General features: G+C 63.8%; 9 protein-coding genes and 5 pseudogenes. 12 read left to right on the top strand and 2 right to left on the bottom strand.

Going from position 1 to position 13676, the window contains the following annotated elements:
* Nucleotides 1–382 precede the first annotated feature (382 nt).
* Nucleotides 383–982: pseudogene (locus BST44_RS25190) on the bottom strand (TetR/AcrR family transcriptional regulator); the annotation flags it as partial.
* 97 nt (nucleotides 983–1079) lie between these two features.
* Between BST44_RS25190 and BST44_RS25185 the strand changes: the two are divergent.
* The 12 genes and pseudogenes from BST44_RS25185 to BST44_RS25130 all read left to right on the top strand — a co-directional run.
* A complete protein-coding gene (locus tag BST44_RS25185; protein WP_007168421.1) occupies nucleotides 1080–1931 on the top strand; it encodes a CoA transferase in 852 nt (283 codons plus the stop codon).
* On the top strand, nucleotides 1928–3103 hold the full coding sequence (locus BST44_RS25180; protein ID WP_019732177.1) for a thiolase family protein: 1176 nt from the start codon (nucleotides 1928–1930) through the stop codon (nucleotides 3101–3103). Before BST44_RS25185 ends, BST44_RS25180 begins: the two co-directional genes overlap by 4 nt.
* A 9-nt stretch (nucleotides 3104–3112) precedes the next feature.
* Nucleotides 3113–4789, top strand: a complete 1677-nt coding sequence (locus tag BST44_RS25175; RefSeq protein WP_007168424.1) for a long-chain-fatty-acid--CoA ligase — start codon at nucleotides 3113–3115, stop codon at nucleotides 4787–4789.
* Nucleotides 4786–5562, top strand: coding sequence for an enoyl-CoA hydratase/isomerase family protein (locus tag BST44_RS25170; RefSeq protein ID WP_007168425.1), 777 nt, complete (start codon nucleotides 4786–4788; stop codon nucleotides 5560–5562). The genes BST44_RS25175 and BST44_RS25170 overlap by 4 nt, the downstream gene beginning before the upstream one ends.
* Nucleotides 5563–5569: 7 nt before the next feature.
* A complete protein-coding gene (locus tag BST44_RS25165) occupies nucleotides 5570–6718 on the top strand; it encodes an acyl-CoA dehydrogenase family protein (RefSeq protein WP_007168426.1) in 1149 nt (382 codons plus the stop codon).
* Between the two features lie 25 nt (nucleotides 6719–6743).
* Complete coding sequence (locus BST44_RS25160; RefSeq protein WP_007168427.1) at nucleotides 6744–7502, top strand: SDR family NAD(P)-dependent oxidoreductase; 759 nt, start codon at nucleotides 6744–6746, stop codon at nucleotides 7500–7502.
* Between the two features lie 422 nt (nucleotides 7503–7924).
* Nucleotides 7925–8392: pseudogene (locus BST44_RS31480) on the top strand (site-specific integrase); the annotation flags it as partial.
* 97 nt (nucleotides 8393–8489) lie between these two features.
* Entirely contained in the window at nucleotides 8490–9842 is a 1353-nt protein-coding gene (locus tag BST44_RS25150; RefSeq protein ID WP_046184758.1) for an IS30 family transposase, read from the top strand.
* A 7-nt stretch (nucleotides 9843–9849) separates the two neighbouring features.
* Nucleotides 9850–10440, top strand: a pseudogene (locus BST44_RS25145) (tyrosine-type recombinase/integrase); the annotation flags it as partial.
* Between the two features lie 29 nt (nucleotides 10441–10469).
* Nucleotides 10470–10796: a helix-turn-helix domain-containing protein gene (locus tag BST44_RS25140; protein WP_007168431.1), complete on the top strand. Its 327-nt coding sequence runs from the start codon at nucleotides 10470–10472 to the stop codon at nucleotides 10794–10796.
* A gap of 140 nt (nucleotides 10797–10936) precedes the next feature.
* Nucleotides 10937–12064 carry a site-specific integrase gene (locus BST44_RS25135; protein WP_224112882.1) on the top strand — a complete coding sequence of 376 codons (1128 nt, stop codon included), beginning with the start codon at nucleotides 10937–10939 and terminating at the stop codon, nucleotides 12062–12064.
* 21 nt (nucleotides 12065–12085) lie between these two features.
* Nucleotides 12086–13188 (top strand): annotated as a pseudogene (locus BST44_RS25130) (IS256 family transposase); the annotation flags it as partial.
* 190 nt (nucleotides 13189–13378) lie between these two features.
* On the opposite strand, the pseudogene BST44_RS25125 reads toward BST44_RS25130, so the two are convergent.
* Nucleotides 13379–13597, bottom strand: a pseudogene (locus tag BST44_RS25125) (transposase); the annotation flags it as partial.
* Between the last annotated feature and the right edge of the window lie 79 nt (nucleotides 13598–13676).

Below are 13676 nucleotides of genomic sequence, written 5' to 3'. Positions count from 1 at the left end.
GGAACCACGCTACTGCGGATCCACGAGGTCGGCAAGCATCCGGCAAGCATCACGAAAAGTGCCCGCGAAACGCCCTCGGTGCATCACGTAAGAATGCCCGCGAAACGGTGATCCCCGCCAGGCATGGAGAGTGGGCTGTCGATGTCGTCTCGTGCCGAGATCACCGCGAAGTTCGCCAAGGCGTATGTGAAGGCGTCGAAGGCGAATAAGGGGCAGATTCTGGATCAGGTGGTGGAGGTCACCGGCTGGTCGCGTGACAATGCTCGGCGCCGGTTGACGGCCGCGGCCCGGCCGCCGGGAGCGGGCCGGCAGGTCGCCAAACGACCTCGCCGGCAGCGCAAGCCGAAGTATTCCTATGACGCGCTGAAGGTGCTGGGCCACTGGAGCGAACGGCGACGTGCAGTGTCGGTTTGTCGTCGTCTGACTCGTCTGGGCGGGAGACTTGATCCCACATGGTGTCGATCATCGGTTGCAGGAAGAGCTGTCCCAGCTGTCGGACCATGATGTCGATGATCTGGGTGGATCCGCTTCGCTCCGCATTTGCGATACCGGCGTCGCGGGCTTTGATGAGCTCCGTTCGGGTCAGCTCTGTCAATCGCTGGAGCAGTTGGCCTTTAGACCCTGCGGGGTCCAGTAGCGCGCGGCGCAGATAGTTGACGACGGCTGGGTTCGATTCGAGCATCTCCTTCACAGCCACGTCACGCGCCGTGGCGACTTGTCTTGGTGTTCCATCAACGGGGACCTGCGCGATCGTCTGCGCGAAGTAGTCGACGACGAGTTGTTCAACGGCGCGGCGGATTCCGTCCTTGGTCTTGAAGTGGTGGACAACCAGCCCGACCGTGACGCCGGCTCTCGAGGCGATATTTCGCATCGACGTGCGGTCCTCCCCGAACTCCGCGAACAGGTCCATCGCGGCGTTGCGAATGCGCGCCTTCGCGGTCAGGTCGTCTGCGCCTGCGCGTGGATCGGCGAACGGTCCCATGCGTCTCCTTCGTTCCGGGCAAGTGTACAGTGAACATCACTTCTTGTACAGATAGGAAGCTTCCTGTACAGTCGTACGGTATCAATTGAAGGACCACATGGTGCAGGGCAGTCTGAACGGCGTTCGCATCGTGTCGCTTGCGGTGAACATCCCGGGCCCGCTCGCGGCGGCACGGCTGGCGCGCTTCGGCGCGTCGGTAACAAAGGTGGAGCCCCCTACCGGAGATCCCTTGGCCGCGGTCGCGCCCGGCTGGTACGCAGAGCTCGCCAGCAAGCAGACGGTCTTGGTTCTGGACCTCAAGGACGCCGGCGACCGCGCCAAGCTGGACGTCGAGCTGACTTCCGCCGATGTGTTGCTCACCGCCATGCGCCCTTCGGCGCTACGCAGGCTCGGGCTCGACGACGCGCATGTCAGGTATCCGGGGCTCTGTCACGTCGAAATCGTGGGCTACGACGGTGACCTCGAGGAGCGTCCTGGCCACGACCTGACCTATCAGGCCACGCACGGCACCCTGCAGCCCCCGTTGATGCCGGCGGTTCCGGTCGTGGACCTCCTGGGTGCCGAACGTGCCGTGTCCGGGGCCCTGTTGGCGCTGCTTGATAGGCCGAATTCCGGTGCCGGCCAACACGTCCGGATCGTACTGGCGGACGCCGCAGCCGACGCCGGCGCAGCCGTGCGGTACGGCGTCGCAGGGCCCGGCGACCCGCTCGGTGGCGCGACTCCGACCTACGGGATCTACGCCAGTGCCGACGGCTATATCGCCCTGGGCGCAATCGAACCGCATTTCCAGAAGCGGACCCTCGAGGTCCTGGGCGCAGCAGATACCCACGAGGATCTCGCACGAGTCTTTGCCGGACAAAGCACGCGCCACTGGGAAGAAGTCGCCGAGACGGTTGACATCCCCATCGTTGGAATTCGTACACCGGAACAAGGAGGAGTGGAACATTGAACGCGCGCGAAGCAGTGATTGTCGGGGCGGTGCGCACGCCGGTGGGTAAACGAGGTGGCGCTTTGAGCCGGTGGCATCCGGCCGACTTGCTCGGTCACACCTTGCGAAACCTGGTGGAGCGCAGTGCGATCGATGCCAAAGACATCGATGACGTCATCGTCGGCTGTGCGATGCAGCATGAGCACCAGTCCGGAAATATCGGGCGGCACGCGGTGCTGGCTGCGGGTCTACCCGAATCGGTGCCGGCGGTCACCATTGATCGCCAATGCGGGTCCGGTCAGCAGGCGGTCAACTTCGCTGCATTCGGCGTCACCGCGGGCATCTACGAGCTGGCGATTGGGTGCGGTGTGGAGTCGATGTCGCAGGTGCCGATGCCTGCGTCGTTCATGCCGGGCGCGCCGCTCGGTCCGCAGTACTCGCCCGTGGAGTTGGCCCGCTACGACGACAACTTGGTGGCGCAAGGGGCGGCGTCGGAGTTGCTGAACTCCAAGTTCGGTATTTCTCGCGAGGAACTCGACGAATTCAGTATCCGAAGCCATGAGCGAGCATTCGCCGCGACCCGGGCGAAAAAGTTTCGCGCGCAGTTGGTGCCGATCACCGTCGATCCGCTGGATCCGTCGGCGGCGCCCGTCAGTGCCGACGAAGGAATCCGTGAGCAGTTGGATCCGGCGAAGATCGCGTCGCTGGAGCCTGTTTTCGCGGCCGACGGCCGCACAACCGCGGCCAATTCTTCCCAGATCAGCGACGGGGCAGCGGCGTTGCTGATCGCCGAGCGTGGCTACGCAGAACGCAGCGGGCTGGTTTCGCGGGCGCGGTTCCTGGCGATGACGGTCGCCGCGGCGGACCCGGTACTGCAGTTCACCGCGGTACTGGACGCCACCCACAGGGCGCTCGAGCGCGCCAACCTGAGTGTCAGCGACATCGACTTGTTCGAGGTCAACGAGGCCTTCGCCGGGGTGCCGCTGATGGTGCAACGCGAGTTCGGCATTCCCGATGACAAGCTCAACGTCAACGGAGGCTCGGTCGCAATCGGGCATCCGCTCGGGTCGACCGGGGCCCGCATGCTCACCGATCTGCTGTGCGAACTCGAGCGCACCGGACAGCGCTACGGCCTGCAGACCATCTGCGAGGCCGGCGGAACCGCCAACACCACCATCATCGAACGAATCTAAGGCACAGACATGGTCAGGGAAATCGTGAAGGGCGTGCCGTCGACGCACGGCGACCACTACCAGCTCAACACCACCAACCTGATCAGACATGCGGCGCGCACCTATCCCGAGCAAGAGGTCGTCTACCGCACCACGGAGGGCGACTGGCAGCGGTACACCTACGCAGACTTGTACGTTCGGGTCAAGCGGGCGGCGAACGCGCTCAGAGGAATAGGGATCGGCCCGGCCGACACAGTCGGAGTGCTCGACTGGAACAGCAAGCGGCACTTTGAGCTCAGCTGGGCCATTCCCGGCATCGCCGCGGTGATGCTGCAGATGAATCTGCGGCTGGCCACCGAAGACCTGAGCTACGTCACTGACCACGCCGAGGCGCAATGGATCCTGGTCGACGAGACACTCCTTCCGGTCGCCGAGGCGTTGGCTCCACACGTGCCGAAGGTCAAGGGCTGGATCGTAATGTCGGATAAGCCGCTCACCGAGATCGACACCACGCTGGAAAACGTCTTTCACCTCGAGGACCTGATGGCCGAGTCCGACACCGAGATCGACTGGCGGGTCATCGACGAAACCTCTGCTTACAGCGCGTGTTACACATCGGGAACGACGGGTCGGCCGAAGGGCGTCTACTACTCGCATCGTGGCAGCTACCTACACGCGATGGCGATGGCAGCAGCGATCAATCTCCGTCGCGAGGACACCGCGATGCTCATCACCCCGATGTTTCACGGCCAGTCGTGGGGGCTTCCGCACACCGCGATGTGGACCGCGGCGAAGGTGATCCTACCCGGCCGCTACCTGGCCGAGAACACGCAAATGCTCGTCGACGTGATGATCGCGGAGAATGTGACCGTCGCGAACGGCGCACCGGCGATTTTCCAGCCGATGCTGGACTACATCAAGACCCTTGCTGTGAAGCCAGATTTCAGCAGGACGAGACTGCTGTCCGGTGCGACCGAGCCGGCGAAGTCGCTGATGCGCGATTTCCACGAGCTCACCGGCGCCGATTTTGTGCAGGGCTACGGTGCGACCGAGACGACGCCGCTGATCACGATGAACATGGGCATCAAACCGTCCCTGCAGGGCACGATCACCGACGACGAGAAATGGGATTTCAAGCGTTTTCAAGGGCTGCCCGCTTCCGGTATCGACATCCGGATCGTCGACGACAACGGCAATGACCTGCCGCACGACGGTAAGAGTGTCGGCGAGGTACTGATGCGTGGGCCCTGGGTCATCGAGCGATACCACCAGCTCGACGACGACGACAACGCCGACCGCTTCCTCGACGGTTACTGGCGCAGCGGCGATGTCGGCACAATCTACCCGAACGGGTATCTCAAGCTCACCGACCGCCTCAAGGACGTAGTCAAGAGCGGCGGTGAATGGATTTCCTCTATCGATATGGAGAACGCCATCGTCGGACATCCGCTGGTGAAGGAGGCCGCGGTTGTGGGGATCAGCCATCCGAAGTGGCAGGAACGTCCGCTGGCCATCGTCGTGCCCGTCGAAGGTGGCGTGCTGACCCGCGATGACATCGTCGGTTGTCTGCAGGGGCAGTTCGCCAAGTGGCAGATGCCCGACGCGGTTCTCTTCGTCGAGGCGTTGCCGCGCACCAGTGTCGGCAAATTGGACAAGAAGATCCTGCGGGCCGAACACGCCGACGTTTACCGGGATGCGGTCACGTGAACAAACAAATTTTGCGATCGACTCGCGACGGTGCGGTGGCCCTGCTGGAGATCAATCGCCCGAAGTCGAAGAACAGCCTCAACGACGAGCTGTTGGGCGCGATGGGGGCCGAGCTGGCGGCGTTGCGGTCCGACACGGCCGTGTTGGCCGTGGTCATCGCGGGCGCCCACGGCATGTTCTGCGCCGGCGCCGACATCACGGCGTTCGACGAGATCCGGGCCCGGCCACTGGTCACCGGAGAGTCCAATGAGAGCTTCTGGTCGATACTGGCTGCGTTTCCGAAGCCGGTCATCGCCGCGGTCGAGACATACGCACTCGGGGGCGGCTGTGAGCTGGCGTTGGCCTGCGACATTGTCATCGCCGGCGAGTCGGGCCAATTCGGACTTCCCGAGGTGAAGATCGGCGCAATCCCTGGCGCTGGCGGAACTCAACGCCTCATTCGGGCGATCGGCAAATCCAAGGCTATGGCAATGCTTTTGACGGGCGATTCCATCAAGGCCCAGGAGGCGTGCGATGCAGGGTTGGTAGCCGAAGTCGTCGCCGACGGCGAGGCCGTGCCACGGGCGCTGGCGATGGCGCAACGGATCGCGACGAACTCCCCGCTAGCGGTGGCGCTGGCCAAGGATGCCGCTGTGCACGCGTTTCAGACATCACTGACGCAGGGACTCGAACACGAGAAACGGAATTTCTACGTGGCGGTGCATTCCGCCGACAGTCACGAGGGCCAGGCGGCATTCCTCGCCAAGCGCGCGCCCCAGTTCACCGGAAAGTAGGTAAAGCATGCCCGGACTCTTATTCCCGGACTACGTCGTTCCGTGGGAGACCGAGGATCAAAAACTCCTGCGCAAGCACGCCGCCGAGTTCTTCCGCAAGGAAGCGACTCCCAACCAAGCCAGGTGGGCGAAACAGCAGAAGGTGGACCGAGAATTTTGGAACAAAGCCGGCGCTGCCGGGCTTTTGGGCCTCGACCTGCCCGAGCAATACGGCGGTGGTGGCGGCAGTTTCGGTCACGAGGCGGTGGTGATGCAGGAGCGCGCCTACGCGCACGACACCGCGTTCGGTTTCTCCGTGCATTCGACGCTGGCTTCCCACTACATCGCCGAGTATGCCTCCGAGGAGCAGAAGAAGCGCTGGATCCCGAAGATGGTCAGCGGGGAGATGGTGATCGCCGTCGCGATGACCGAACCGGGCACCGGGTCAGACCTGCAGTCGATTCGCACCACCGCGGTTCGCGACGGCGACGAGTACGTCATCAACGGCTCGAAGACCTTCATCTCCAACGGTTCCCACTGCGACCTGGTGGTGATCGTGGCCAAAACTGAGTCCGGACTGTCGCTGATGGTGGCCGAAACCGAAGGGCTGGCGGGTTTCCAGCGCGGCCGGGTTCTGGAGAAGGTCGGCCAGCACGGCCAGGACACCCGGGAGCTTGCGTTCACCGACATGCGGGTGCCGGCCGCAAACCTGCTCGGCGGCGTTGAGGGCAAGGGCTTCGCCCAGTTGATGGAGCAACTTCCGCGCGAGCGGTTGACCATCGGGGTCGAGGCGATCGCGATGGCGGAGGCGGCGGTAGTAGAGACGATCCGTTATGTCAAGGAGCGCACCGCGTTCGGCAAGCCCCTCCTCGCCTTCCAGAACACCAAGTTCGTGCTGGCCGAATGCAAGGCGGAGGTGCTGGCCGGCAAGGCGCTGATCGACTACTGCACCGGCCGGTACCTCGACGGAAAACTCGATGCCGCAACCGCATCGATAGCCAAGATGTGGGGATCTGACAAACAAGTAGAGGTCACTGACAAGTGCCTGCAGCTTTTCGGTGGATACGGCTACATGATGGAATACCCGATCGCGCAGATGTATGCGGCGGCTCGGGTGCAGAAGATCTACGGCGGCACCAACGAGATCATGAAGGTGCTGATCGCGCGAAGCCTGTAGACAGACACACAAAAGGAGCAGCCGAATGGACATCGCAGCTAGCAGCGCGGTCGTCACCGGTGGCGCGTCCGGGCTCGGTTTGGCGACGGTGGAGACGCTGGCGCGGTCCGGAGCGCGGGTGGTCGCCGTCGACCTGCCCAATGCAAACACGGACGCGCTAAGCCTCCTCGGCGACACCGTCCGGTTCGCGCCCGCCGACGTCACCGACGAGGATGCAGTGACCAGGGCCATCGAGATCGCCAACGCGGACAAGACATTGCGTATCATCGTCAACTGCGCCGGCGTCAGCGATGGCACCAAGACCGTCAGCAAGAAGGGCCCTTTCCCGCTCGACGCGTTCGAGAAAGTAATCAAGATCAACCTGATCGGGACCTTCAACGTCGTGCGCCTGGGCGCATACGCAATGTCGCAGAACGACCCCGTCGGCGGCGAGCGTGGCGTGATCGTCAACACTTCCTCCGGCGCGGCCTTCGACGGCCAGATCGGGCAGGCGGCCTACTCCGCTTCCAAGGGAGGTGTGATGGCGGCGACGCTGCCGATCGCGCGTGATCTGTCGTCGTACTTGATCCGGGTCAACACGATCGCTCCGGGGCTGTTCGAAACCCCGCTTCTCAACTCACTTCCAGAGGCTGCGCTAACCGCTCTCAAGGCGCTGACGTTGCACCCAAACCGACTCGGTGATCCTGCCGAGTACGCACACCTGGTCGTAGCCATCGTTGAGAATCCGATGCTCAACGGCGAGACGATCCGTCTCGATGGCGCAGTACGGATGCCTCCGAGGTGATGTCCGGCCGTCAGAGTTGCTGATTGGATCCCACAACTCCAGGAGAGAATCAACGTGCAGGACAGTGTCCGCGTCGTCGTCGACCATGTGAACGAACACGGAAAATCGCGGCTGAGCGAGCGGCGGGTGGTGGCATCGGTGGGCCAGGCACTGCGTTGCAAGATGCGCAACGAGCGTGAACGCAGTTTCGTCTTCGTCACTCCGAGTCGGAGTCGGAGAGAGAGAGGCTTAGTCACGTTAGCCAACAGTCGACGAGTTCCTGAGCCCACGGGTATCGCCCGTTAGCCCTTTCAACGCCTGGAACAGCCGTTGTTGGCGTGTCCCTCCATCAAAACTCTCTGATGAACCGGCATCATTCTTGCTGACTGAATAGTTGATCAGATGATGTTTCTTCACTTTAGGTGAAGTCGAGGAGGCGTGGGTTGGCTCTGGCTGTGGTCCGCGATCTGCGGGAACATCGAGTACCGGCGAGCGAGGAGGAGCTTGCCGACTTCGAGACCGATGTGTTGGCCGGGTTCGTGCTGGCACGGGCGTCGGCCGGATTGGTCGACAGCACGATCCGCAACGACATCAACCACCTCGAGCTGATCCACGACTGGTTCGGCCGGCCGCTGTGGGAGATGCGGCCCGCCGATGTCGACGTCTATTTCGGCAAGGTGCTGCGCGACGCCAACCCCTCGACTCGCACCGGGCGGGCGGCGGCACTGACCGTGTACTTCCAGTTCTTGGAGCTTCGGCACAAGATCGACCTGCACAACATGACAGGTCGGGTCGTCGAGTGCCCGCTGGACGAGATCAACCGGCCGCGAGCCTCGGTCGATCCGCAGCTGCGTATCCCTCCGACCGCCGACGAGGTGGAGCAGCTGTTCGCCGGGTGGCGCCAGGAACTGGCTGGATTCAATCGGTCGTTGCAACACCTCGATTCCTCGGAGGTGTGTGGTGGCGTATGGGAAGCGGCAGTTGGAGGTTCGTGCGTATCGGGGGCAGATGCCCTCCCCGGGGCGGCCGTCGGTGGCCTGGCGGCAGGACAGGGTCCGGTTCTGGGCGGGGATCGCTGCCGGAGCGATGACCGAGGACGCCGCTACCGAAGCGGGCGTGTCTTCGCCGGTCGGGTTCCGCTGGTTCCGCCATGCTGGCGGCGTGAATCCACGCTTGCCAGAAACTGTTTCGGGCTGCTACCTATCCTCGAATGAGCGCGAAGACATCGCTTTATGGCGTGCCCATGGTGCCGGAGTGCGCGAGATAGCCAGGAGGCTGCGCAGGGCGCCGTCGACCATCTCGCGTGAGCTGCGCCGTAACGCCTCGACGCGCACGTATCGGCTCGACTACAAGGCCTCGGTCGCGCAGTGGCATGCCGAAAGGCGGGCGAGGCGCCCGAAGACGGCCAAGCTGGTCGGCAACGACCGGCTGCGCCAGTACGTCCAGGACAAGCTCTCCGGTGTCGTTCGTGGCGCTTACGGGCAGATCATGGCTGGTCCGGCCGCGACGCCGTGGAAGGGACGCAACAAGCCGCACCGAGGGGATCGGGCCTGGGTGACAGCATGGAGTCCTGAGCAGATCGCCCATCGGATCAAGCTTGACTTCCCTGATGATGAATCCATGCGGATCAGCCACGAGGCCATCTACCAAGCGCTCTACGTGCAAAGCCGCGGTGCGCTCAAGCGGGACTTAATCACCTGCCTGCGCCGGGGTCGGGCATTGCGGGTGCCGCGGGCACGGTCTCGGCAGAAAGCGTGGGCGCACGTCACGCCGGAGACGTTGATCAGCGCTCGGCCGCCGGAGGTCGCTGATCGCGCGGTCCCGGGACACTGGGAGGGAGATCTGCTGATCGGGTTGCAGCGCAGCGCGATCGGCACGCTGGTCGAGCGCAGCAGTCGGTTCACGATGTTGATCCATCTTCCGCGGGAGGCCGGATACGGGCTGATTCCGCGGACCAAGAACGGGCCGGCTCTGGCCGGCTACGGCGCCCTCACGATGGCCAACGCCCTAGCGCAGACGATCACCTCGCTGCCCGAGGAACTGCGCCGGTCGCTGACCTGGGACCGGGGAAAGGAACTGTCGGCGCATGCCCAGTTCTCGATCGCCTCCGGGGTCAAGGTGTACTTCGCCGACCCGAAGAGTCCGTGGCAGCGTGGCACGAATGAGAACACCAATGGCCTGTTGCGCCAATGCTTTCCGAAGGGCACCGACCTATCCCGGTGGAACGCCGACGACATCGCGGCGATCGCTCACACCCTCAACACCCGACCACGCAAGACCCTCGGATGGCGCACCCCGGCCGAAGCGTTCAACGAACACCTACACTCACTTCAGCAAGCCGGTGTTGCAACGACCGATTGAATCCAGCCTGGTCACCTGCCGCAAGTTCGCCCCGGCCGCCCGCAACTACGCGGTCGCCCGGCTGGCGGCCGACGTGGGACTGCGCATCAACGAGGCGCGGATGCTCGACCTCGACGATGTGCGGTGGGAGCTGGGGCGGTTCGGCAAGCTGAACGTCCGTCACGGCAAGGGATCACGCCGCAAAGGCCCCAAACCGCGACTGGTGCCGCTGATCAACGGCGCCGACCGCAGCCTGAGATGGTTCATCGAAGACGTGCTTGGACTGTTCGATATCGACCCGAATAGCCATGCCGCGCCACTGTTTCCGTCCGAACGCAAGAACATCGACGGGACGTGCATGCGCGCGACAGCTGACGTCTATCGCCGATCGTTGGCGGAGGCGGCGGACCGGCATCTGCCTGCGTGGTCGGGGAAGCTGACCCCGCATGTGCTGCGGCACTTCTGCGCGTCCCAGCTTTACCTCGGCGGAATGAACCTGTTCGCCATCCAGGAATTATGTGGTCACGCCTGGACGGCCACGACGGCTCGATATATCCACGTCCACGCCACCCACGTCGAAGATGCCTGGGTCACAGCACAACGTAACAACACGAAGTAACTGCACCTACGAACTTAAGGATTGGCTCAATGAAGTGGAATCTACGCCTGACCGCGGCCAACCGCGGCATTTGGAAGGCCAGCGAACTCCAACGGATGCTGGCCGAGCGCGGCCTGGTGATCAGCGCCGGCAAGATGTCGGGCTTGTGGTCGGGCAACCCCAACGCCATCAAGCTCCACGATCTCGATGTATTCTGCGCCGTGCTCGACTGCGCCATCGACGAACTGCTGATCCCCGAGCCCGAAACCGTGGCCGCACCCACGCCGAAGGGTAGCGAGGAGGCCGCCGCTGCGGCCGGTGAGGCACGTCCCGTCACCCCGCGCGCTCGGACGGGAAGGTCGCTGCCGCCGCGATGAATTGCCTGCAATGCGGAGCCGAACTGCCAGCCAACGGTCGCCGCGACCAAAAATACTGCGGCAGAAGCTGTTCAAAAAAAGCGCACTACTATCGCGGAAAGGCGGGACTGCCTGCTCGCCCGCCCCGGCGGCATCCAGCCTTGGAATCCGACGACCCCGTGCTCGTGGCCGCTGCGGTATACGCCCGGGAACGCGCTGCCGCCCACGATTGGTGCGGTGAGACCACAAACCGATGCCTCGACGCCCTGGTCACCCTTCTGGCCGGTCGGCCCCCCGGTGATCGCGTGCCGCTCAAAGAGGTTCGAACACGGCCGCATCGGCTCGCGTCCCGTCGCAGGCTTGTCGAAATCCTCTCCCACTTCGACCTGCTGACAGACGACACCGAACCTCCGATCCGTGCCTGGATCGACCGCGTCACCGCGGAACTTCCGCCAGGGTTCGCCGAGCCGTCGCACCACTGGCTCCTTACCCTGTTGGTCGGCGGCGCACGTGCTCGCCCACGATCGCCCAGGACCCTCTACAGCTACTTCGGCGCGGTCAGGCCCCTTCTCGCGCACTGGTCCACCTCCTACGACCATCTCAGGGAGGTCACCAGGGCCGACGTCGACGCGACGCTGCGGCCGTTTCAGGGAAACCAGTGCCACAATCTGATCAAGGCGCTGCGGTCGCTGTTCCGGCACGCCAAGAAGAATGGTCTGGTCTTCAGCAACCCAACAGCGGGTTTGAAGAGCCAACCAGTAGACCAAGACCTCGTGCCCATCACCGATGATGAGGTGCGCTCGATCGAACAGCTCGCGAGCGAACCGCGTGCACGCCTAGTTGTGGCATTGAGCGTCGAACATGCCTGCCGCACAAGCGTTATACGCAAACTGGTGCTCGACGACATTGACCTGCCGAACCGGCGGATCACCCTTGCTGGACAACCAACGGCTCGGCGAGCTCACCCACAGAGCGCTGATCACATGGCTCGACCACCGCCGGGACAGATGGCCCCACACTCCGAACCGGCACGTTCTACTCACGACGAAAACTGCATTGCGCACAACGCCGGTGAGTCAAACATCGGTGAAACAATCGTTGAGCGACAATGGGTTCACGATCGAACGCATCCGTGCCGACCGAATCCTTCACGAAGCGCTGACCGCAGGCCCCGACCTGCTGCATCTGTCTCTCTCGTTTTCGGCATCTCCCACAACACCGCGCGGCGCTACACCACCGCGAGGGAGTATCCGAAATTCGGTGTAAGTGGCCCGACACGCCGGGTGTGAGCCTGGCGGGGAAGGTCCACGATGACCGAAACGATGAGGGCTGTGACAGCAACAGCCGATGTCCACGATGATGAAGTGATGGTCAGCTCTCCGACACCGGAGGAGCTGGCGACGGCCCGCGAGCTGGTGCGGGCGGCCCAGGCCCGCGGGGTGTCGTTCGCCGATACCGCTGACGGGGTGCTTAAGGCGCTGACCAAGACGGTGGTCGAGACCGCGCTGGAAGAGGAGCTCGCCGATCACCTCGGCTATGACAAGCACGATCCGGCCGGGCGGGGGGCGCCGAATTCACGCAACGGCACCCGCACCAAAACCGTGTTGACCGACACGGTCGGACCGGTCGAGATCGCCGTGCCCCGCGACCGCGGCGGCAGCTTCGAGCCCCAGATCGTCAAGAAAGCATCAACACCGGTTGACCCGGGTCGATGAGATCGTGTTGTCGTTGTATGCCAAGGGATTGACCACCGGGGAGATCGCCGCCCACTTCGACGAGCTCTACGACGCCAAGATCTCCCCGGACACCATCAGCAGGATCACCGACAAGGTCCTGGCCGACATGGCGGAGTGGACCGCGCGGCCGCTCCGTCTACGCCGCAATCTTCATCGACGCGCTGAGCGTGAAAGTGCGCGACGGTCAGGTCGCCAACCGACCGTTCTACGCCGCGATCGGGGTCGATCTGGCCGGGCACAAGGACGTGCTCGGACTGTGGGCCGGCGACGGCGCCGGGGAATCAGCCAAGTTCTGGTTCGCCGTATTGACCGACCTGCGCAACAGAGGCGTCACCGACACGTTCTTCTTGATCTGCGACGGACTTAAGGGGCTGCCCGACGTTGTCGGTGAGGTGTGGCCGGCCACCATCGTGCAGGCCTGCACCGTGCATCTGATCCGCAACAGCTTCCGCTACGTACCGCGCCAGCACTGGGACGCCCTGCGCCGCGATCTCAAACCGATCTACACCGCCCCGACAGCGGCGGCCGCAGAAGCGGCGCTCGAGGCGCTCGCCGACCGCTGGGGCAGCCGATATCCGGCCCTGATCCGACTGTGGCAGTCGTGTTGGAATGAGTTCATCCCGTTCCTGGATTACGACACCGAGATTCGGCGGGTTCTGTGTAGCACCAACGCAATTGTTATCTGGAGTCCTCCGGGCGGTGTCCTTGATGTCCGACACGAGGCGTTCAGATCCCAGGTTCTGCGTGGTGGACGTGATTATCTGCAGTCGTCCAGGAGGCAAGAACCTGCGGAGGGACGATGCAGATTGCGGTCAAGTCCAGGGACGTGGTGTACGACGTCGTCGTGTGATTCTTCGACTTGGTGGTTTAGGCGGTCAGTGCCGCCGGGGTGTCCTCCTGTTCTGTTGATGGCGTGTGGTCGGCGCGGGATTTGCTGAGGACGTCGAGGCCGAGGTAGCGGCGGGATTCGGCCCATTCGTCGTGTTGTTCGGCCAGCACCGCGCCGACGAGGCGGATTAGGGCGTTGCGGTCGGGGAAGATTCCGACGACGTCGGTGCGCCGGCGGATTTCCTTGTTGAGTCGTTCTTTTATCCGGCCCTCGGGGGCGGGTCAACCCGTCGGGGTGGGATGTTCATCGATCGAGGCGCTGGAGGTGGTCGGTAAG

Origin of the sequence: Mycobacterium scrofulaceum, from assembly GCF_002086735.1 — a bacterium.
GTDB classification, from domain to species: Bacteria; Actinomycetota; Actinomycetes; order Mycobacteriales; family Mycobacteriaceae; genus Mycobacterium; species Mycobacterium scrofulaceum.
Note: the sequence above shows the minus strand (reverse complement) of the source record. Positions and strands in the feature narration are given on the sequence as shown.